This window comes from Pseudorhizobium banfieldiae, assembly GCF_000967425.1.
GTDB lineage: Bacteria > Pseudomonadota > Alphaproteobacteria > Rhizobiales > Rhizobiaceae > Neorhizobium > Neorhizobium banfieldiae.
Genome location: NZ_FO082820.1, coordinates 422863 through 443457, shown reverse-complemented (window position 1 = coordinate 443457; position 20595 = coordinate 422863). Strand labels below are relative to the sequence as shown.

The 20595-nt window shown below is 63.4% G+C and carries 18 protein-coding genes; 5 read left to right on the top strand and 13 right to left on the bottom strand.

Going from position 1 to position 20595, the window contains the following annotated elements:
* Nucleotides 1–1347 (bottom strand): TldD/PmbA family protein, encoded by a 1347-nt coding sequence (locus NT26_RS02060; RefSeq protein ID WP_052637135.1) that lies wholly within the window; start codon nt 1345–1347, stop codon nt 1–3.
* A gap of 102 nt (nt 1348–1449) precedes the next feature.
* Between NT26_RS02060 and NT26_RS02055 the strand changes: the two genes are divergently transcribed.
* Nucleotides 1450–3264 carry a monovalent cation:proton antiporter-2 (CPA2) family protein gene (locus tag NT26_RS02055; RefSeq protein WP_052641713.1) on the top strand — a complete coding sequence of 605 codons (1815 nt, stop codon included), beginning with the start codon at nt 1450–1452 and terminating at the stop codon, nt 3262–3264.
* Here NT26_RS02055 and NT26_RS02050 read toward each other — a convergent pair.
* Genes NT26_RS02050 through NT26_RS02040 form a run of 3 tightly spaced genes read right to left on the bottom strand, consistent with a single transcriptional unit; the run spans nt 3261 to nt 6552 of the window.
* On the bottom strand, nt 3261–4139 hold the full coding sequence (locus tag NT26_RS02050) for a patatin-like phospholipase family protein (RefSeq protein ID WP_052637134.1): 879 nt from the start codon (nt 4137–4139) through the stop codon (nt 3261–3263). The two genes, NT26_RS02055 and NT26_RS02050, sit on opposite strands and share 4 nt — an antisense overlap.
* Before the next feature lie 8 nt (nt 4140–4147).
* Nucleotides 4148–4708 (bottom strand): 16S rRNA (guanine(966)-N(2))-methyltransferase RsmD, encoded by a 561-nt coding sequence (gene rsmD / locus NT26_RS02045; RefSeq protein WP_052637133.1) that lies wholly within the window; start codon nt 4706–4708, stop codon nt 4148–4150.
* 5 nt (nt 4709–4713) lie between these two features.
* Entirely contained in the window at nt 4714–6552 is a 1839-nt protein-coding gene (locus tag NT26_RS02040) for a pseudouridine synthase (protein ID WP_052637132.1), read from the bottom strand.
* Between the two features lie 151 nt (nt 6553–6703).
* Here NT26_RS02040 and NT26_RS02035 point away from each other — a divergent pair, with 151 nt between their 5' ends.
* The gene (locus tag NT26_RS02035) at nt 6704–7153 is read left to right on the top strand and encodes a nucleoside deaminase (protein ID WP_052637131.1); all 450 of its coding nucleotides are present in this window, start codon (nt 6704–6706) and stop codon (nt 7151–7153) included.
* Nucleotides 7154–7165: 12 nt separating this feature from the next.
* On the opposite strand, the gene NT26_RS02030 is transcribed toward NT26_RS02035, so the two are convergent.
* The 5 genes from NT26_RS02030 to NT26_RS02010 all read right to left on the bottom strand — a co-directional run bounded on the left by NT26_RS02030 (nt 7166) and on the right by NT26_RS02010 (nt 13535).
* Nucleotides 7166–7645 (bottom strand): GNAT family N-acetyltransferase, encoded by a 480-nt coding sequence (locus NT26_RS02030; protein ID WP_052637130.1) that lies wholly within the window; start codon nt 7643–7645, stop codon nt 7166–7168.
* 64 nt (nt 7646–7709) lie between these two features.
* A complete protein-coding gene (locus NT26_RS02025) occupies nt 7710–8330 on the bottom strand; it encodes a hypothetical protein (RefSeq protein ID WP_052637129.1) in 621 nt (206 codons plus the stop codon).
* Nucleotides 8331–8468: 138 nt separating this feature from the next.
* Nucleotides 8469–11462 carry an isoleucine--tRNA ligase gene (gene ileS, locus NT26_RS02020; protein ID WP_052637128.1) on the bottom strand — a complete coding sequence of 998 codons (2994 nt, stop codon included), beginning with the start codon at nt 11460–11462 and terminating at the stop codon, nt 8469–8471.
* Between the two features lie 233 nt (nt 11463–11695).
* Nucleotides 11696–12676, bottom strand: coding sequence for a bifunctional riboflavin kinase/FAD synthetase (locus NT26_RS02015; RefSeq protein WP_052637127.1), 981 nt, complete (start codon nt 12674–12676; stop codon nt 11696–11698).
* A 10-nt stretch (nt 12677–12686) separates the two neighbouring features.
* The gene (locus tag NT26_RS02010; RefSeq protein ID WP_052641709.1) at nt 12687–13535 is read right to left on the bottom strand and encodes a TIGR01459 family HAD-type hydrolase; all 849 of its coding nucleotides are present in this window, start codon (nt 13533–13535) and stop codon (nt 12687–12689) included.
* Between the two features lie 251 nt (nt 13536–13786).
* Between NT26_RS02010 and groES the strand changes: the two genes are divergently transcribed.
* The 3 genes from groES (at nt 13787) to NT26_RS01995 (ending at nt 16463) form a co-directional block, all read left to right on the top strand.
* Nucleotides 13787–14083: a co-chaperone GroES gene (gene groES / locus NT26_RS02005; RefSeq protein ID WP_052637126.1), complete on the top strand. Its 297-nt coding sequence runs from the start codon at nt 13787–13789 to the stop codon at nt 14081–14083.
* 60 nt (nt 14084–14143) lie between these two features.
* Nucleotides 14144–15784, top strand: a complete 1641-nt coding sequence (gene groL, locus NT26_RS02000; RefSeq protein WP_052637125.1) for a chaperonin GroEL — start codon at nt 14144–14146, stop codon at nt 15782–15784.
* Between the two features lie 223 nt (nt 15785–16007).
* The gene (locus NT26_RS01995) at nt 16008–16463 is read left to right on the top strand and encodes a DoxX family protein (protein ID WP_052641705.1); all 456 of its coding nucleotides are present in this window, start codon (nt 16008–16010) and stop codon (nt 16461–16463) included.
* A 68-nt stretch (nt 16464–16531) separates the two neighbouring features.
* On the opposite strand, the gene NT26_RS01990 is transcribed toward NT26_RS01995, so the two are convergent.
* From NT26_RS01990 to hisS, 4 genes are read right to left on the bottom strand one after another with little or no spacing between them, the layout of a single operon-like run.
* Nucleotides 16532–17134 (bottom strand): class I SAM-dependent DNA methyltransferase, encoded by a 603-nt coding sequence (locus NT26_RS01990; protein WP_052637124.1) that lies wholly within the window; start codon nt 17132–17134, stop codon nt 16532–16534.
* 4 nt (nt 17135–17138) lie between these two features.
* Nucleotides 17139–17837 (bottom strand): ATP phosphoribosyltransferase, encoded by a 699-nt coding sequence (hisG, locus tag NT26_RS01985; protein ID WP_052637123.1) that lies wholly within the window; start codon nt 17835–17837, stop codon nt 17139–17141.
* A complete protein-coding gene (locus tag NT26_RS01980) occupies nt 17834–18955 on the bottom strand; it encodes an ATP phosphoribosyltransferase regulatory subunit (protein ID WP_052637122.1) in 1122 nt (373 codons plus the stop codon). The genes hisG and NT26_RS01980 overlap by 4 nt, the downstream gene beginning before the upstream one ends.
* A gap of 2 nt (nt 18956–18957) precedes the next feature.
* On the bottom strand, nt 18958–20523 hold the full coding sequence (gene hisS, locus NT26_RS01975) for a histidine--tRNA ligase (protein ID WP_052637121.1): 1566 nt from the start codon (nt 20521–20523) through the stop codon (nt 18958–18960).
* Nucleotides 20524–20595 lie beyond the last annotated feature (72 nt).

The following is a 20595-nucleotide window of genomic DNA, read 5'->3' as shown; positions in this document are numbered from 1 at the left end:
TCAACGTCCCGCCAGTGTCATGCCCTCGATGGCGATGGTGGGCGAGGCGATCCCGAACTTGCGGTCGATGTCGTTGGCAGGCGTGAGGCGCATGAACATGTCCTTCAGGTTGGAGGCGATCGTAACCTCCGAGACCGGATAGGCGAGTTCCCCGTTTTCGATCCAGAACCCGCTTGCGCCCCGGCTGTACTCACCCGTGATCATGTTGACGCCCTGGCCGATCAGCTCCGTCACATAGAAGCCGTTGCCGACGCTGCGGATCAGATCCTCCGGCGAGACTTCGCCGGGCTCCAGCGCCAGGTTCGTGGAGGCGGGCGTCACGGATGTCCCGCCACGCACGCCACGTCCGTTCGTCGGCAAGCCAAGCTCGCGGCCCGTCGACGTCGACAGGAACCAGTGCTTGAGCACGCCGTCCTCGATCATCACCAGCCGCTTCCCGGACACCCCTTCGCCGTCGAACGGACGCGAGGAGGAGCCGCGCACCACCAGAGGGTCGTCGGTAATGTTCAGGCCGGTTTTCAGCACCTGCTGGCCCATGCGGTCACGCAGGAAGCTCGTCTTGCGCGCCACAGCCGCGCCATTGATCGCGCCGGCGATATGGCCAACGAAGCCGCGGGCGATACGCGGGTCAAACACGACGGTGATATTGCTGCCGGTTTCCACCTGTCGCGGATTGACCCGCTTGACCGCGCGCTCGCCGGCCCTGCGGCCGATCACGCGGGGTTCGTCGAGATCTTTGAAATAGAGCCGGCTGTCGAAATCGTAGTCGCGCTCCATCTTGGTGCCTTCACCGGCAATGACGCTCACCGAGCGCCCGAACCGGCTGGCCATGTAGCTGCCGGAGAAGCCATGAGACGTAGCGAGGACAAGGCCGCCCATGCCTGCGGAGGCGCCTGCACCAGAGGAGTTGGTGACACCAGAGACTTCAAGTGCCGCCTGCTCTGCCTCCAACGCAGCCTCGCGCAATGCCTCAGTCGGCACGTCCGTCGCGTCAAGCAGTTGCAGATCGGGATAGCTTCTTGCCAGGTCGGCTTCGTCGGCAAGGCAGGCATAGGGATCTTCGGGTGATACACGAGCCATGGCGACGGCACGCTCCGCCAGAACCTTTACATCGAAGCCCGGATTGGCGGAGACGCTTGCAACACGGTTGCCCACGAAGACCCGCAGCGAGAAATCATCGCTTTCGGATGCCTCCGTGCCCTCCACCTTGCCAAGCCGCACGCTGACCGAGCGGGAGCGGGAGCGGACAACCACGGCATCCGCCTGATCGGCACCGGCCGCCCTGGCAAGATCGACCAACTGGGCGGCGCGCGAAAGAAGGTCCTGGGAGTCAATTGCGGAGGTCATAGTGTACCTTTCGTTGCGGCACCATTTATTGTGCGGCAAGGAAGGCATCAAGACGTGTACGATGATTCTTCCGATCCGGCAGTCCAGCAAGGCGAGCTTCGCATGAGCGGCAGTGGCACATTCTTTACCGAGATGCTGGTCCTCTTGGCTGGCGCGGTAATCGCGGCCCCTATCTTCCGATTGCTTGGGCTCGGCACCATCCTCGGATACCTAGCCGCAGGCGTTGTGATCGGGCCGGTCATGCAGGAGGTCACTGATGCGGAGGAAGTGCTGCACTTTGCGGAGTTCGGCATCGTCTTCCTGCTGTTCGTGATCGGCCTTGAACTCAAGCCCTCTCGGCTCTGGCAGATGCGCTCCGACGTCTTCGGGCTCGGCCCCGCGCAGGTCATCCTCACCGGGCTGGCGCTCACGGGGCTTGCGATGGCGACGGGGTTGGCCGACTGGCAGGGAGCTCTTGTGATCGGTTTCGGCCTGTCGCTGTCGTCGACGGCCTTCGCTGTCCAGATCCTGAACGACGACGGCGACCTGAACAGCAAGTACGGGCAAAGAGCCTTCTCCATCCTCCTTTTCCAGGATCTCGCGATCGTGCCGCTGCTGGCGCTGGTCAGCATTCTGGGGAAAGGCGTGGACGAAACCGGCCAATCGGCCTTGACCGGCCTGGTGGTCGCCGTTGCTGCGGTCGGAGTCATGATCATCGCCGGTCGATACCTCCTCACGCCGCTGTTCCAGGTCATTGCGCGAACGGGAGCGCGCGAAGTGATGATCGCGACGGCCTTGCTGATCGTGCTGGGTTCGGCGGCCGCGATGCAGGCCGTGGGGCTCTCGATGGCAATGGGCGCCTTCCTTGCCGGCCTGATGCTTGCCGAATCCTCCTACAGACACGAGCTTGAAGCTGACATAGAGCCCTTCCGAGGGCTTCTGCTGGCGCTGTTCTTCATGGCCGTCGGGCTTTCCCTCGATATCCATGTGCTGTGGAGCCAGATCGGCTTTATCGTGCTTGCGGTCCCGGTGTTCATGATCGCCAAGGGCGGCATTATCTACGGGCTCTGCCGCCTCATGGGATCGCCGCACAATGATGCGATGCGGATTGCCTTTCTTCTGCCCCAAGGCGGCGAATTTGGGTTCGTGCTGTTCACGACCGCAATGGCTGCGGGCCTGCTATCGTCGGCCACAGCGTCGCTGCTGATTGCAATCGTGACCTTGTCCATGGCTCTGACGCCGCTCGGAGCCGCGTTGTCCCGAAAACTCCTGACCGTGGAACGTGAGGAACTCGAAGAGGATTTCCAGGGTGCCGGCGCCGACGTTCTGATGATCGGCTTTTCCCGCTTCGGGCAGATCACGGCGCAGATCCTGCTGGCGGGAGGCCGGGACGTCACGGTGATCGACGATTCCGCCGACCGCATCCGGCAGGCGGCGTCGTTCGGTTTCCGCATCTATTTCGGCGACGGCACCCGGAAGGACGTGCTTCTTGCTTCCGGCATCGAGAAGGCGAAGATCGTCGCGGTGCTGACACAGAAGCGCGAGATCACCGACAAGATCGTTGACCTTATCCGCTCAGAGTTTCCCAACGTCCGGTTGTTTGCCCGCTCCTATGACCGGATCCACACACTTTCGCTCCGAGAGCGGGGCGTTGAATACGAGATTAGGGAAACGTTGGGCTCAGGCCTCATCTTCGGACGCAGGACGCTTGAGGCATTGGGGATGGGGTCAGCGGAGGCCGAAGCCATCGAAGACGATATCCGCAAGCGCGACGAGGAACGCCTGCTGCTTCAGGCCGCGGAGGGCCTCGCGGCTGGGCGACACATGCTGCACAACCGCCCGGTCAAGCCGGAGCCGCTGATAAAGCCCAAGCACCCTTCCCCAAATGAGGAGGCAGCGATGAGGGCGCACGACAAGGCGCAGGAAGCTGCGGATTAGGCCCTGGCTGCCAGATGGATTGCGTCGACGGCGCGCTTCAGATCCTCCTTCACCGGAAGGGTGTAGTCGAATATGTCCTTCGCCTTGAGGAAATCCATCACCCGGAAGTGGTTGACCGGCGGACGCAGGAGAACGTGCGGCGGCTGCAGCTTCAACTGGAACGAGATCGTCGACTGCATCATCAACTGATTGGCGCCGAAAATGCTCTCCATGCGGCTTGGCGGTGATAAGCCGTCCCCTTCCGGCGCCCCGACCACGTCCACCCCGATCACGACGTCCGCCATATCCATCAGGTGGTCGTAAGGCACGGGATTGAAGATTCCGCCATCAACCATAATGCGGCCGTTCACCGTCACCGGCATGAAGATGCCGGGGATCGCGGCAGACGCGGCGAGCGCCGGTCCGAGTGAACCTTCTTCCAGCACAACTTCGGAACGCCCGTAGTAATCGGTGGCGATCACCTTCAGGGGAATGCCGAGGCCCTGGAAATCTGCCGGAATGGCCTGCGGCAGAAGCGCCTTCAGCACATGCTCGATGTTGAACTGGCCAAAACGAAAACCGCCATCGGTACCGCGCATGGAGGAAGGCCCAAGGCTCCAGAGCCTGTTGGCGAGCGCTCCACGGTTACCGACCGTCTCCAGCGTATAGGCGCGAATCTCGCTGCCCGTCATGCCGGCGGACATTCCCGCCCCCATGATTGCGCCCATCGAGGAACCGGCGATAGCGACAGGTCGTATCCCGAGCTCGTCCAGAGCATTGATCACATGTGCGTGCGCCAGGCCACGAGCGCCGCCGGCGCCGAAGGCGACCGCGAAGGTCGGGTCTCGCTGTGATTTCTCGCCCTGGGCATCGGCAAGGACAAGCTTGGTGGTCATTGGCAGCCTCAACCTGGCTCGTAGCGAAAGAAGTGCATGCGAGTGTCGCCGAAGAGGCGCTGTTCCAGCGGCCTGAACACGGGATCTACGGAAGGCGCGACATCGGCGCGCTCCTCGAGGATCGCCAGCGCCCCGGGAGCAAGCCAACCGCCGGAATGGGCCGCCAGCATGGCTGCTTCACCGAAGCTCCTGCCATAAGGCGGATCGGCGAAAAGCAGATTAAACGGCTCGATCGTTCCGTTCGGCCCAAGCTTCGTGGCGTCGCGCCTGAGGATGCGGGCGCGCCCATGGAGCGCGAGGTGATCGATATTTTCCCACAGCAGGCCTCGCCCTTCGACGCTGTTCTCGACGAACAGGGCCTGCCTGCAGCCGCGGGAAAGCGCCTCGAGGCCAACTGCTCCGGTCCCGGCAAAGAGGTCGATGACCCGGGTCTGTTGCAGGGCCTCCGGATAGACGTGGCCGATGATGTTGAACAGGCTTTCACGGGTCCGGTCGACAGTCGGCCGGATGTCATTGGATTTCGGTGCGGCCAGCGTCCGGCCGCGAAATTCGCCCCCGACGATGCGCATCCGTCCTACCCTCTGGTCCGAGGCTTGCCGCCTGCGGGACGCCCGCCGGGTCTTGCGCCACCGCCGCCGGGTTTGCCGCGACCTCCACCGGGCTTTCCGCCGGATGGCTTGCCGCCGAAGGACTTTCCGCCGCCGGGTTTGCCTCCGAAGGAACGATCTCCCGCCGGTTTGCTGCCGCGTGGCCGGTCGCCACGGGAACGGTCTTGCTCGGTGCGTGGGCCGCGGGGCGGGTCACCAAACGGACGATCGCCGCGGGGGCGCTCACTCCTGGCGTCATCGGAATATCCCCGACCACGGGCACCCTCTCCCTCCTCGCGCGGCTTGCGGTCGCCGCGGGGCTTCTCGCGGAACGAGCCCTCCCCTCGCGGCCGATCCGCAAACGGGCGCTCGGTCCGCGGGGATCGCTCGCCCCGATCAGGTCGATCGCCGGCAGGTCGCTTGCGAGGAAAGTCGCCATCCCTGCTATCCCGCGCAGGAGATTCAGCGCGGATCCAGTCGCTGTCCTCTTCCGCCCGGTTCACGAGGACCCTCCGGTCGCTCGGAAGCTTGGGCTTGTCGAACAGCTTTTCCGCCTCAGCCCGTGCAGAAGTTCTCTTCCCCTTGGCATCCGTCGTCGGACGTGCACCGGGCGCCATCCACACATTCGCGGTCCGTGAGGTCCCCATGGGCGGGCGCTTCTTCGGCTTTTCGCTGAAGTCACGGTCGTCACGCTTGTCACCGCGCGATACCGGCTTCCCGCGGCGATCGTCACGCCTGGAATCCTGCCGGTTCGACGAACGATCCTGCGACCATCCGCCGGTACGCTCCCTGTCATCCCGGCTCGCGGCACGAGTCGTCACAGGTTCGGGCTCCTCGCTACCACCGACATCGCTGTAGATCGGCGCATCGAAGTTGGCCTTCGCTTCCTCGATCAGGCGCGGCCCCAACTGGTCGCGCAGCATCCGTCCACGCACTTCGACAACCTGCCCCTCCGGCAGATCGCCCAGTTGGAAAGGCCCGTAGGAGATGCGGATCAGCCGGTTGACCTCGAGACCGAGCGCGCCGAGGACGTTCTTGACCTCGCGGTTCTTGCCTTCCCGCAATCCGACGGTAATCCAGACATTATGGCCCTGCTGGCGGTCGAGCGTCGCGTCGATCGCGCCGTAGAGGACGCCGTCGACGGCGATGCCTTCCTTCAGCTTGTCGAGCGCGGCCTGGTCTACCTCACCATGGGCGCGCACGCGATAGCGACGCAGCCAACCGGTCGTCGGCAGTTCCAGCACACGCGAAAGGCCCCCATCGTTGGTCAGCAGCAGCAGTCCCTCGGTATTGATATCAAGGCGCCCGATCGACATGACCCGCGGCAGGTCTTCCGGCAGGTTCTCGAAGACGGTCGGGCGTCCTTCCGGGTCGGAGTTGGTCGTCACAAGTCCGGCGGGCTTGTGGTAGAGCCACAGCCTGGTGCGTTCGATGCCGCGGATCGGCTGACCATCAACCTCGATGCGATCTTCGAGGGTAGCGTTGACCACCGGCGTCTCGAGGACAGTGCCGTTCAACCGCACCCGGCCTTCCATGATCATGCGCTCGACATCGCGGCGCGAGGCTACCCCGGCACGGGCAAGGATCTTGGAAATCCGCTCCGGCTTCGATCCGGCGGCCTCGACAGGGGCCGTCGAAGCCTTTGCCGGCTGCTTTGCCACAGGCTTGTCGCTGTTGCCGGCTTCCTTCACGGGCCGCTGCTTCAGTCCCGCCTTGGCGGAGAAGGCGGCCTTGCCGGTGGGCTTGCCCTTCGTCGCTGATCCGGGTTTCGTTGCGCGTTCGAAGGACTTTGCTCCGCCGCGCTTTGGCTTGTCTTTGGGTGTCATTTGTTGTTTGCCTGAAGCGATGAAGTCGACGGAAGGTTCCGGACATTCATGCGGGTTGAGGTGCGTCCCGGCTGCCCGCGCGGTGCGGCGGGGCCCGTTTGTTCGCTTCCTACCAGTTCAAGGGTGCCGGGTTAAGAGGAAATCGCCGAGAATGGCCAAGAACGACGGTTTCATGACAGAAGCGCTGCAGGAGGCGGAACAGGCCGGCAGCCGGGGCGAGGTCCCCGTTGGCGCCGTACTGGTCATGGATGGCGAGATCATTGCGCGCTCGGGGAACCGTACTCGCGCCGAAAACGACGTCACCGCCCATGCCGAAATCAATGTCATCCGAGAGGCCTCTCGGCTGCTCGGGCAGGAGCGGCTAACGGGTGCCGACCTCTACGTGACGCTAGAACCCTGCGCGATGTGTGCGGCGGCGATTTCCTTTGCGCGTATCCGCAGGCTCTACTACGGTGCCGAGGACCCGAAGGGGGGCGGGGTCGATCATGGCGGCAGGTTTTACGCGCAGCCAACCTGTCATCATGTGCCAGAGGTCTATTCCGCCATCGCAGAACGGCAGGCTGCAGAACTGCTGAAGCGCTTCTTCCAGGAAAAACGATAGCCGGCGGGACGGTCAGCTCGCAGCGAAGGCCTTCAGGCTGTCACCGGTCAGCCGGTACCGAACCCACTCGCTCTGCGGTCTCGCACCGATCGTCTCATAAACGCGGATTGCCGGCTCGTTCCAGTCCAGGACGCTCCATTCGAAACGGCCACAGCCTCGCTCCACCGCAATCCTGGCAAGATGGCGCAGAAGCAGCCGGCCTGCCCCCGCACCGCGATACCGGGGCGAGACATAGAGGTCTTCGAGGTAGAGGCCGTTGCGCGCCTGCCAGGTGGAGTAATTGAAGAACCAGACGGCGAAGCCTGCGGGAGCGCCATCCGCTTCCAGTATGGCCGCTTCCGTCACCGCTTGCGGGCCGAACATGGATGCAGCGAGGCTTGCTTCCGTCGCCTCGACCTCCTCTTCCGCCTTTTCGTAGATCGCAAGCTCGGTAATGAAGCGGAGAATGACGCCGACATCGTCGGCGGTCGCAGCGCGGATCGTGTAATTCATGGGCGGGCTCAACAGAAAAAGGCAGGCCACCAGGCCTGCCGCTTCATAAGTCTAGGATGCTTGGCTACTGGAAGGGCTTCCACCAGCTGGAGGTCTGCTTTGCAGCCTCGGCCTCCTTCTTGCGACGACGCTCCTTCTTCAGCTCGGGCTCGCCCAGATCTTCAAGGGCTGCAGAGTCGACGGCACGATACTCGACCGGCGGATCGGTGAGCGAGCGGCGTGTCTGCGTTACGTCGGCCCTGTTGAGATTCTGCTTAGCCTGCCGGAAAGCTTCCCACTTCTCCGATTCCGTCATCTGCCCAGCCTTGCCCTTACCGGCAAGAAGCGGTGAACGGTAGCCAGGATTGCCTTCGTTCTCGGCTGCTTCCTGGCGGAGTCGCTGGCGGGTCTCCTCGGGCGATTCCACCCATGCCGGATTGGTCTCGCGGCTGGCGAGGGAGGCCTGCGGGGGCGGAAGGGACTTGTCCTGCGCCGTGACCACGAGGCCCGGCCGCGGATTGTACTTCACGTCGCGCTTCTCCTGCGGGCCCAGAGAGACCGCCGACGTGATGTCGTCACCCAGTTGCTCCATGGCGGAGGTTCCGGTTCCGTAGGTGGGACTGCCCATGCAACCCGATAGGGCCAGCATACCGGCCATCAGCCCGGTGGCGCTCAATGCGGCGCGAAACCCATGCGACGTCTTCATCAAAACCCTTCCAGCAGCGCCCGTCCTTCGACGCCTTCAGATTTCCCGTCAGTACCGCCTGACCGAGAATTCCGGCCAATTTCGGGCAGATGTACCGGATGACGCGGCGAAGCGCAATCATCCGGTAGCGAAAGCGGATCAGCCAAGACGGCCAAGGGCTGCCAGTTCACGCAAGGCTGCGGCATCTCGTGCCGACACTTCAGGGTAGTCGGGATCAGACCCGACATCCGTCGTGACGCGCCAGGAACGGGCGCACTTCGTCCCTTCCGCCAGCTTCGTCTCGACTGCGACACCCGGCACCTCGGCAAGACGGAACGCTGCTTCCGGCCCTTCGCCGGCGACCACACGAATGGCCGAAGTGATGCAGATCTCTTCGAAATCCTGCCCCTCGAGCGCGTTCATCAGGGCAGTATCCGACACGTGCACGACCGGTGCCGCCTCCAGCGACGAGCCGATCCGCTTTTCCTTGCGCTCGATCTCCAGTGCGCCCGTGACGACTGAACGCACGCGGCGGACCTTCGACCATTTTTCCGCGAGCGCTTCGTTGCGCCATTCTGCCGGCACCTCGGGGAACTGTTCCAGATGCACCGAGACCGCTTGCGGATTGCGGGACAGCCAGGCTTCCTCCGTGGTGAACGGCAGCATCGGCGCGAGCCAGGTCACCATGCAGTCGAAGATCTTGCGGATGACGACGAGTGCCGACCGCCGGCGCAGCGACGACGGCGCGTCGCAGTAGAGCGCGTCCTTGCGGATGTCGAAGTAGAAGGCCGACAACTCGATATTCGCGAAGTCGATCAGGGCGCGGGCGATCTTCTTGAAGTCGAATGCGTCATAGCCATCACGCACCAGCCGGTCCAGCTCGACCAGGCGATGCAGCATGAGCCTTTCGAGTTCGGGCAGGTCCGCATAGGCAATGTCCTCGCCTTCGTCGTGCGCGAGCGTGCCGAGCATCCAGCGGATCGTGTTTCGCAGCTTGCGATAAGCATCGACATTCGTCTGGATGATCGTCTTGCCGAGACGCTGGTCTTCCCAGTAATCGGTGGTCATGACCCAGAGGCGAAGGATGTCGGCGCCGGCATCTTTCATGACGTCCTGTGGCGCCACGACATTGCCTAGCGACTTCGACATCTTCTGGCCCTTCTCATCCATGGTGAAGCCATGGGTGATGACGGCGTCATAGGGCGCGCGGCCGCGGGTGGCCGCCGATTCCAGAAGCGAGGAGTGGAACCAGCCGCGATGCTGGTCGGAGCCTTCGAGATAGACGTCCGCCGGCCATTTCAGATCCGGCCGGTCTTCCAGCGTAAAGGTGTGCGTCGAGCCTGAGTCGAACCAGACATCGAGGATGTCGCGGACCTGTGTCCAGCCCTCGTTCGCGCGGGAGCCGAGGAAGCGCTCGCGGGCGCCCTCGGCAAACCAGGCGTCGGCACCCTCCTGCTCGAAAGCGTCCATGATGCGAGCGTTCACTGCATCGTCCTGCAGGATCGCGCCCTTCTCGTCGACGAAGACGCAGATCGGGACGCCCCAGGCGCGCTGGCGCGACAGCACCCAGTCGGGGCGCTGTTCGATCATGGCGCGCAGGCGGTTCTGGCCGGCAGACGGCACGAAGCGCGTCTCGTCGATCGCCTTCAGCGCGCGCGAACGCAGCGTCGTCCCGTCGCCGAAGTCCTTGTCCATGTAGACGAACCACTGCGGCGTGTTACGGAAGATGACCGGCTTCTTCGACCGCCAGGAATGCGGGTAGGAGTGCTTCAGGCGACCGCGGGCAAACAGATTGTTGGCGGCAATCAGCGCCTCGATGACGGCCTTGTTGGCATCGCCCTTCTTGCCGTTGTCGTCCATGACGCGGGCCGGGCCACCCTCGCGGTCCGGACCAAAGCCGGGGGCATCGGCGGTGTAAAAGCCAGCGTCGTCTACGGGGAACGGGATCTTCGTGTCGATACCGCGCGCTTCGAGCTCGCGGACATTATCGGTCCAGGCGTCAAAGTCCTCGCGGCCATGGCTGGGTGCGGTGTGCACGAAGCCGGTGCCGGCGTCATCGGTGACGTGATCGCCGGCGAGAAGCGGAGCGGGGAACTCATAGCCGCCACCGAACTGGCGAAGCGGGTGCCCGCACACGAGGGACGCTAGTTCTTCGGCCGTGACATCGCGAAGCTTCCGGTACTGCAGCTTCGCCTTGGCAAAAGACTCCTCGGCCAGCTTATTGGCGAAGACGAGCTTTTCCCCGGGACGCGGCCCGAAGTCATTTTCCGCGGCCGTGACTTCATACAGACCGTAAGACACCTTTGGGGAATAGCTGATCGCCCGGTTGCCGGGGATCGTCCAGGGCGTGGTCGTCCAGATGACGACGAAGGAACCCTGGAGATCGCCGAGGACACCACCATCGGCGTTCTGTGCGATGACCGCCTGCCTGTATGCCTCACCGGTCTCAAGCGCCACGCCCGGCTCGCTCATCCGCACAACCGGGAACTTCACCCAGATCGTGTCGCTCTCGACATCGGCATATTCCACCTCGGCCTCGGCCAAGGCAGTGCGCTCGACGACCGACCACATGACCGGCTTCGAGCCCCGATAGAGCTGGCCCGACTTGGCGATCTTCAGAAGTTCGCCTGCGATCCGCGCCTCTGCGTGGAAGTTCATCGTCGTGTAGGGATTATCGAAATCGCCCTCGATGCCGAGCCGCTTGAACTCCTCCGACTGCACCTTGATCCAATGCGCCGCGAATTCGCGGCATTCCTGGCGGAACTCGTTGACCGGAACCTCGTCCTTGTTCTTGCCCTTCTCGCGGTACTTCTCCTCGATCTTCCATTCGATCGGCAGTCCGTGGCAGTCCCAGCCGGGGACATAGTTGGAATCGTAGCCGCGCATCTGGAAGGAGCGGGTGATGACGTCCTTCAGGATCTTGTTCAGCGCGTGGCCGATATGGATGTTGCCGTTGGCATAGGGCGGGCCGTCATGCAGCACGAACTTTTCGCGACCGGCGGCGGAGGCGCGAAGTTGTCTGTAAAGATCCATCTGCTGCCAGCGCTTGACCAGTTCCGGTTCTTTCTGCGGCAGGCCGGCGCGCATCGGGAACTCGGTCTCGGGCAGGTAGAGGGTCTTGGAATAATCCAGCTTTTCGGCGGTATCGGTCATAAGTCAGGCAATCGTTTCTGGCGCCAGAGGGCGCGTCGGAAAAATGGAATGAGGTGGCGGAGGCGCCAGTCAGGCGCCTGAATACCCGGACCTTCCCGACGCCCGGATCAGGCGGCGCGAAAGGCCGGGCCGATAATTCGAATGATGGGGACCAGCCGGTACGTTCTCATGATCGGCGTCTTTACGGCTTTTCGAGGGGGAAAGGAAGAGACCTGTTTGAACAGCGGCCAGTCCTAGAAAGCGATCTTCGCATCCAGTTCGCCCAGCGGCCGCACGCCGGAGAGGAGCGCCCTCGCCTCCTCCTCGTCGCGTTTCATCTGCTCGACCAGCGGCTCCAGTCCGTCGAATTTCACCTCGTCGCGCAGATGGCCAAAGAAGGAGACGGAGCAGGTCTGGCCATAGAGGTCGCCGGTGAAGTCGAAGAGATAGGTTTCGAGCAGCGGTGCGCCATTCTCCGTCACCGTCGGGCGGCGGCCGTAGCTCGCGACGCCATCGTGGAGAATGCCGTCTGCCTTGCGAAAGCGCACCGCATAAATGCCGGGCTTCAGTTCCATCTCGGGCGGCAACATCATGTTGGCGGTCGGATAGCCGAGCGTGCGGCCGAGTTTCTCACCGCCGACCACCTCACCCTCCACCGTGAAGCGGTAGCCGAGCAGGCCAGCTGCCGCGGCAACATCGCCCTCCGCCAGCAGCGCCCGGATACGGCTTGAGGAGATGACCTCGGCATTCTCGTCGCGGAAGGCGTCGACAAGGCTCACACCGAAGCCATGTCGTTCACCCGCGGCCATCAGATAAGCAGGCCCACCTTCGCGGCCCTTGCCGAAATGGAAGTCGAAGCCGGTGACGACGGCGCTGGCCTGCAGCCAGTCAACGAGCACGGTCTGGACGAATTCCTCGGCGGAACGCTGCGAGAACTCCGGGTCGAACGGATATTCGATCACGCAATGGAAGCCCATCCCCTCCAGCAGCCGCGCCTTGAGCGGGGCTGGCGTCAGTCGGCAGACGGGGCTGTCGGGGCGAAAGACGGTGCGCGGGTGCGGCTCGAAGGTCAGCACGAGCGCCGGAACGTGGCGAGCCCGCGAAAGCTGCAACGCACGCTCCAAAACGCTGCGGTGGCCGCGATGGACCCCGTCGAAGTTGCCAATCGCCACGACACCGCCCTTCAGGCCTGGCGGCAGCGGCTCCTTCTTCTCGTTGCGGTGGAAGACGGTCATCGGCGTTTTCCTATGCGAGCCGCGGCATCCACCATTTCGGCGCCGCCCCTTCGCGCTTCAGCCAGGCGTTCATCACCGCCTCGTCGATCTGCCCGTTCACCGTGTACTCGTTCACGTGGATGCCGGCGCTGACGTAGAGGAGGTCGAGGCCCTGGCTGATGGCGCCGCGGACATCCGTCGGCATGCCGTCGCCGATCGCAATGACCCGCTCTCTGGCGACCTCGCCGCGCGCCTGGCGGGCGAAAGCAAGCGCCTCCTCGTAGATCGGGGTGTGCGGCTTGCCGGCAATGCGGCTCTTGCCGCCGAGATCCTCGTAATAGGCGGCGACGGCTCCGGCACAGGGAATTATGCGGTGTCCGCGTTCGACCACCAGATCCGGATTGGCGCAGATGAAGGGAACATCGCGCTTCTGGAAGGCGACGAGCATGTCGTGATAATCTTCCGGCACTTCCTTCTCGTCATCGAAGAAGCCCGTGCAGACGATAGCGTCTGCCTCATCCGCTCCGACCACCTCGACGTCCAGCCCATCGAATAGCGGCATGTCGCGCTCCGGACCGAGGAGGAAGACCTTCCGAGGCCCCTCGGCGATCAGGTGGCGCGTCACGTCACCCGAGGTGACGATGCCGTCATAGGAACTGTCGGGAACGCCCAGCAGCCGAAGCTGGGAAATAACGCCGGGCGAAGGCCTCGGCGAATTGGTGATCAGAACCACGGTCGTCCCTGCTGCACGCGCGTCGGCCAGCGCCTTGCAGGCATCCGGGAAGGCATCGACGCCATTGTGGACCACGCCCCAGACATCCGACAGGACCACGTCGTAACTGCCGTTAATCTCTGTGAGACTGCTGATGCGCTTGGCCATGTCTTTTCCCGAACCGATATCTGAACCGGCGCTGACATTGCAAAGCTGGTGCAGGATGGCAAGGCCTTTCCTGCCTTCCAAGGACATGGCAACATCGAACGAGATTCCGGGAAATTTCGATCCGGCTCGTTCTTGACTCTCATTCGAGCCGAGCTTATCTCGACGCCAGCTAGCACTCTCCTCTACTGAGTGCTAGCAACCAGATACGGGTCCGCAGACCTGTCCATGTCATTTGATCGAGGGATTAGACAATGGCAAGCACCAATTTCCGCCCCCTGCACGACCGCGTCGTCGTTCGTCGCGTCGAGTCTGAAGAAAAGACCAAGGGTGGCATCATCATCCCGGACACCGCCAAGGAAAAGCCTGCCGAAGGTGAAGTCGTCGCCGTTGGCCCGGGCGCCCGCGACGAAAGCGGCAAGCAGGTTGCTCTCGACGTCAAGGTCGGCGACCGCGTCCTGTTCGGCAAGTGGTCCGGCACTGAAGTCAAGCTCGATGGCGTCGATCTCCTCATCATGAAGGAATCCGACATCATGGGCGTCATCGGCTGATCTTACAGCCTCTCGCCCATCCCGAAATTACGCTGACACCCCTTTTCAGGAGTTCTCAAAATGGCAGCTAAAGAAGTAAAGTTCGGCCGCACGGCGCGCGAAAAGATGCTGCGCGGCGTCGACATCCTCGCCGATGCCGTCAAGGTCACCCTCGGCCCCAAGGGTCGTAACGTCGTGATCGACAAGTCCTTCGGCGCACCGCGCATCACGAAGGACGGCGTCTCGGTCGCCAAGGAAATCGAACTGGAAGACAAGTTCGAGAACATGGGCGCCCAGATGGTCCGCGAAGTCGCTTCGAAGACCAACGACATCGCCGGTGACGGCACCACGACTGCAACCGTTCTGGCCCAGGCCATCGTCCGCGAAGGCAACAAGGCCGTTGCAGCCGGCATGAACCCGATGGACCTGAAGCGCGGCATCGACCTCGCCGTCAAGGCCGTCGTCGCCGATCTCCAGGCCAAGGCCAAGAAGATCAACACTTCGGAAGAAGTCGCACAGGTTGGCACCATCTCTGCCAACGGCGAGCGCCAGATTGGCCTCGACATTGCTGAAGCAATGCAGAAGGTCGGCAATGAAGGCGTCATCACGGTTGAAGAAGCCAAGACCGCTGAAACCGAACTCGAAGTCGTCGAAGGCATGCAGTTCGACCGCGGCTACCTGTCGCCCTACTTCGTGACCAATCCGGAAAAGATGGTTGCGGATCTCGACGATCCCTACATCCTGCTGCACGAGAAGAAGCTCTCCAACCTGCAGGCCATGCTGCCGGTCCTCGAAGCCGTCGTTCAGTCGGGCAAGCCGCTCCTCATCATCGCTGAAGACGTCGAAGGCGAAGCCCTCGCAACGCTCGTCGTCAACAAGCTGCGTGGCGGCCTCAAGATCGCTGCCGTCAAGGCTCCGGGCTTCGGCGACCGCCGCAAGGCCATGCTCGAAGACATCGCTATCCTGACGGGCGGTACTGTCATCTCCGAAGACCTTGGCATCAAGCTCGAGAATGTTACCCTCGACATGCTCGGCCGTTCAAAGAAGGTCTCTATCTCCAAGGAAAACACCACGATCGTCGACGGTGCCGGCCAGAAGACCGACATCGAAGGCCGTGTTGCCCAGATCAAGGCGCAGATCGAAGAGACCACTTCGGACTACGACCGCGAGAAGCTGCAGGAACGCCTTGCAAAGCTCGCTGGCGGCGTTGCCGTGATCCGCGTCGGCGGCTCGACGGAAGTCGAAGTGAAGGAAAAGAAGGACCGCATCGACGACGCGCTCAACGCGACCCGCGCCGCCGTTCAGGAAGGCATCGTACCGGGTGGCGGCGTCGCTCTGCTCCGTGCTTCCCACCAGCTTTCCGTCAAGGGCGAGAATGCCGACCAGGAAGCCGGCATCAACATCGTTCGCCGCGCGCTGCAGGCTCCGGCCCGCCAGATCGCAGAGAACGCTGGTGACGAAGCTTCGATCGTCGTCGGCAAGATCCTCGAAGGCAACACCGACAACTACGGCTACAACGCCCAGACCGGTGAGTATGGCGACATGATCGCCATGGGTATCGTCGACCCGGTCAAGGTCGTTCGCACCGCCCTCCAGGACGCAGCCTCGGTTGCCGGCCTCCTCGTCACGACGGAAGCCATGATCGCCGAACTGCCGAAGAAGGATGCCCCGGCAGGCATGCCGGGCGGCATGGGCGGAATGGGTGGCATGGACATGATGTAAGACCTTCGGGTCCTACATCTGAGCCATCCGGTTCAAATCAGGAAGGGCGGTCTTCGGACCGCCCTTTTCTGTTGGGGTGAAAGATGCAAGATTCGTCCGCCGTTCAACTTTAGAAGACAATCTGTCTCCGATTGTTCACCTTTCGGACGATGCGAAAGGCGGGCATATTCCGCTCCAGAATTCGATGCCACTGAACATCAATCTTTCGTTCTGGAGAAATCCCATGCCCAACACCTCGACCAACAACCTTCTGCTGCTTGCCGCCCGCGTCCTGCTTTCGGCAATGTTCATCCTGTCCGGCTATCCGAAGCTCCTCGATCCTGCAGGCACCGCAGGTATGATCGCCGGGGCAGGTTTCCCGGCAGCGACCGCGCTTGCCTATCTCGCAGGCGTTTTCGAACTGGTCGTCGGCCTCTTCGTTCTGGTCGGCTTCCAGACCCGCATCTCGGCGATCCTGCTGGCACTCTTCTCCGCCTTTACGGGCCTCGTCTTCCACTCCGGCGCCATCAACGTGCCTGACTTCCCGGAAGCGGCCAATGGCCTGCTGACCATGTTCAACGGCCTGATGATGATGAAGAACCTGACGATCGCAGGCGGCTTCCTGGCGCTTGCCGCTTTAGGCGCGGGCGCCTACTCGCTCGACGCCCGCCGCCGTGGTTCGGTCGCAATCGCTGCCTAACCTTCGACATTCCCTGCCCAAGGCGAACCCGCCGGATCCCACGCGGACCGGCGGGTTTTTCGTGGATATCAAGCGTGGCGCTGCGCCAACCAGACGGTGGCGCCACCGCAGGCGGGATCCTGGTCCATCTGCGCCACGGGTTTGAAACCGTGCGCCGCCAGCAGGTCCCCATACTCCTGCCGCGACAGGCTCGCATGATAGAGCGGCTCGCCGCCGAACTCCCCCATCGCCACGCCCTCAAAATGGCCGGCCGTGAACATCAGCGCTGCCCCGGGTGCCGCGAGGTAGGCGAAGACCGGGAACATGGCGCGCTGGTCCGCCGGGCTGAGATGGAAGAAGCTGTGCCAGGCGATGATGCCGTTGAAGGTCCGCCCGGGCGGCAGCCTGCGCATGTCGCGGACGATCCACTGCTGATCGGGAAACCGCTGTCTTGCCAGCTCGATCAGTGACGGGGAGCTGTCGACACCGGTCAGACGAAAGCCGCGGGCGATGAAATGGCCGGCGATCGGCTCTCCGGAGCCGCAGCCTAGATCCAGAATGGTACCGCTCGGCGGAAGAAGCGCGGCGAAGCGATCCAGCCAGGGCTTCTCGAAGAGGTTCTTGCCGCGCAACTGATCGAAAGCCTGCGCGTGCCGCTCGTAGAGACCGATGATGTTGTCGTCGTCGGCCATCCGCTCAGACAACCGCCCCTTGCACTGCCTGGATGATCCTGCCGATACGCGGATCCCGCTCATGCTCCGGCTTCCGGGCACGAACTAGGCAGGCTTCGCTCTTCAGGATCACGCCATCGCCCAGCACCTTCAGGTGGTTTGCCTTGAGCGTGGAGCCGGTGGAGGTAATGTCGACGATGATATCCGCCTGTCCCGCTGCCGGCGCACCCTCGGTAGCCCCGAGGCTCTCGACGATCCGGTAGAGCTGGATACCGTGCTGGCGCGAAAAGAACTGCTGCGTCAGCCGCCAGTATTTCGTGGCGATCGCAAGACGCCGACCGTGGCGGGTACGGAAGTCGGCGGCGACATCTCCCAGATCTTCCATCGTCTCCACATCCAGCCAGATCTCCGGCACTGCGACGACGACATCCGCCTGGCCGAAGCCTAGACGAGCACAGAATTCAACCTTGGCATCGACCTGGGCCAGCCCCTCGCGCACGAGATCCTCGCCGGTGACACCGAAATCGACCGCGCCAGCCGCCAGTTCCCGCGCAATCTCCGACGCGGAGAGATAGGCGACCTCGACGCCTTCCATGCTATCGATCCGACCGCGATAGGAGCGATCATTGCCGACGGCGGATATGGCGAGGCCGGCGCGATCGAAGACGGCCGCCGTATCGTCCTTGATGCGCCCCTTGGAGGGCAGTGCGATCGTGATCGTCATTCCTGGTCCCTCGCCTGCTCGATGCGGTCGAGCCAGAGCGCAAAGCCCACCGCCGGAATGCGATCCTTAGCGCCCAGTAACGTCAGCAACCGGTCAAAGCGGCCGCCACCCGCAAGCACGGCCGATGACCCTGTCTCGGTCACTTCGAAAACCAAGCCGGTGTAATAGTCCAGAGGACGGCCGAAGGCGGCGCGATAGGTCATGCCGGAGAGATCAAGCCCGCTTTCGGTCAGTGCGGCCAGCCGCGCGTCGAACCAGGCAAGCGCCGGGTCGAGGTCAAGCCCGGCTGCATCGGCAAAGCCCGCGAGCGCCGAGGACGCATCGGCGAGCGGCAGCCTGAGCGTCAGGAACTCCCGCAGGAGAAGCAATGCGCCCCCATCGAGCCTGGTCTCGGCGAGCGCCAGCTTGTCCTTCAGGCGCCGCGCGATCTCGATGGGCGGACGGCTGGCATTGGTGGAGTAGCCCGTCTCCTGCATGGTGCGGTCGATCCGCGCCACCAGTTCATCCTCTTCGCCCGAAGCGAGAAGCGCCGCTATCTGCGGTTCAAGGCCCGCCACCGGCTGGGGTCTCGCGAGTCGGTCCAGAAGCGCCTCGAGATGCGCCATGTCGCCGAAGGCATGGATCAGCCGCTTCTGCCAGCCGAGCGGCAGGCCAAGCGCCCTCACCACCGCTTCGAAAACCGCCTGGTCGCCGAGCGTCAGTGCAAGAGCACGTCCGGGAAGAAGCCGGCCAAGAATGCCCATCGCATCGCCGATCGCGCGGGCGTCGGCGGCGGCGGTGTCGCCTTCTCCAAGATCCTCTATGCCGGCCTGGTAGAATTCGTGCGAGCCTTCACGACGCTGGCGGAAGACTTCGCCGAGATAGGAATAGCGCCTCGGCGTGCCGGTCGCGGTCTCGATGTGGCGCAGGCAGACGGGGATGGTGAATTCGGGCCGAAGGCAGAGGCTGGCACCGGTCTCGCTTTCCGTCAGGAAGATGCGGCGGCGCAGGTCTTCGCCCGCCATGTCGAGGAAGGGCTCGGCAGGCTGGATGACCGGCGTATTGACGCGCACCGTGCGGCGCGCCTCGAATTCCTCCAGCAGGTCACCGGCAAAGTCCGGCAGGTCGGTCACGGGCATGGTCAGCCTGCCCGCCGTCGGTCTTCCGCCTGGGCTGCCAGGATCTCCTTCACCTTGGCGACGAGTTCGGCTTCCGGAACCGTCTCCTGCGCCACGCGGGCTTCACGCCAGGCGGCGTTGTCCTCGATCTCGCCGGACAACCGCTTGCCCTCGATCAGGTCCTTGATCTGCACGACACTCTCAGCGCGCTCGTCGCCGCCCTGGATGATGGCGATCGGCGAGCCGCGGCGATCGGCATATTTCAGCTGGTTGCCGAACTTCTTCCAGTTGCCCTGGTACATCTCGGCGCGGATGCCGGCGGCGCGCAGTTCCTGCGTGAACCGCTGGTAGCGACCCATGCTCTCGACGTCGCCGTCCATGACCGTGACGAGGACCGGGCCGAGGACGTCATCCTGCCCGAGCTTGCCGAGGTTCTTCAGCGCCGTCATCAGCCGCGAGACGCCGATGGAGAAACCCGTCGCCGGCACCGGCTGGCCCATGAAGCGTGAGACGAGCCCGTCATAGCGCCCGCCGCCGCCGACCGAGCCGAAGACGACCTTCTCGCCCTTCTCGTTGGTGACGTCGAAGGTCAGCTCGGCTTCGAAGACGGGGCCCGTGTAGTATTCGAGGCCACGGACGACCGACGGGTCGATATGTATCCGGCCACTGAAATACGGTTGCGGACCATACCCACTTGCTATGATCAAGTGGGCGATGGTCAGCAACTCCTCAATCCCGTCTTGATAAACAGCGTTTTCAAACAGCGACTTGAAAAACGTAAGGGTCTTTACTGGGTCCTTCTGCAGACCTCCCCCAAAGTCGCTAGTTTGAAAGTTGTCGGCATCACAGAACCGAAGGACCTTTCCAATCTGCTCGTCACCTAAGCCTGCGCCCTTGGTGAAGTCACCCGACTCGTCCTTGCGGCCTTCGCCGAGCAGCAACCTCACCCCTTCCGGGCCGAACTTGTCGAGCTTGTCGATCGCCCGCAGCACCGTCAGCCGGCGCCCCGCATTCTCCTCACCGCCGAGGCCGATCGCCTCCATGACGCCATCGAGCACCTTGCGGTTGTTGACCCGGATCACGTAGTCGCCGCGCTGGATGCCCAGCGCTTCCATCGTGTCGGCCATCATCATGCACATCTCGGCATCCGCCTGCACGCCGGGTGCGCCGACGGTATCGGCATCGAACTGCATGAACTGGCGGAAACGGCCGGGACCGGGCTTCTCGTTGCGGAAGACATAGCCGGCGCGATAGGTGCGAAACGGCAGCTGGATCTCGTTGAAGTTTTCGGCCACATGGCGGGCCAGCGGCGCCGTCAGGTCATAGCGCAGGCTCATCCACTGATCGTCGTCGTCCTGGAGCGAGAAGACGCCCTCGTTCGGGCGGTCGGCGTCGGGCAGGAATTTCCCCAGCGCGTCGGTATATTCGAAGAGCGGCGTCTCGACAGGATCAAAGCCGTAACGCTCGTAGACCTCGCGGATCTTGGCGATCATCTCGTTGGTGGCATGGATATCGGCAGCCGAGCGATCGACGAAGCCGCGCGGCAAGCGGGCCTTCAGCTTCTGGGGTTTCTTCTGCTTGTCGCTCATGATCGGATGTCCATTGCCGGCGGCCCGGAAGGCCGGATTTCGTGAGCGGTTTCTTAGAGGATGGAGAAGAGA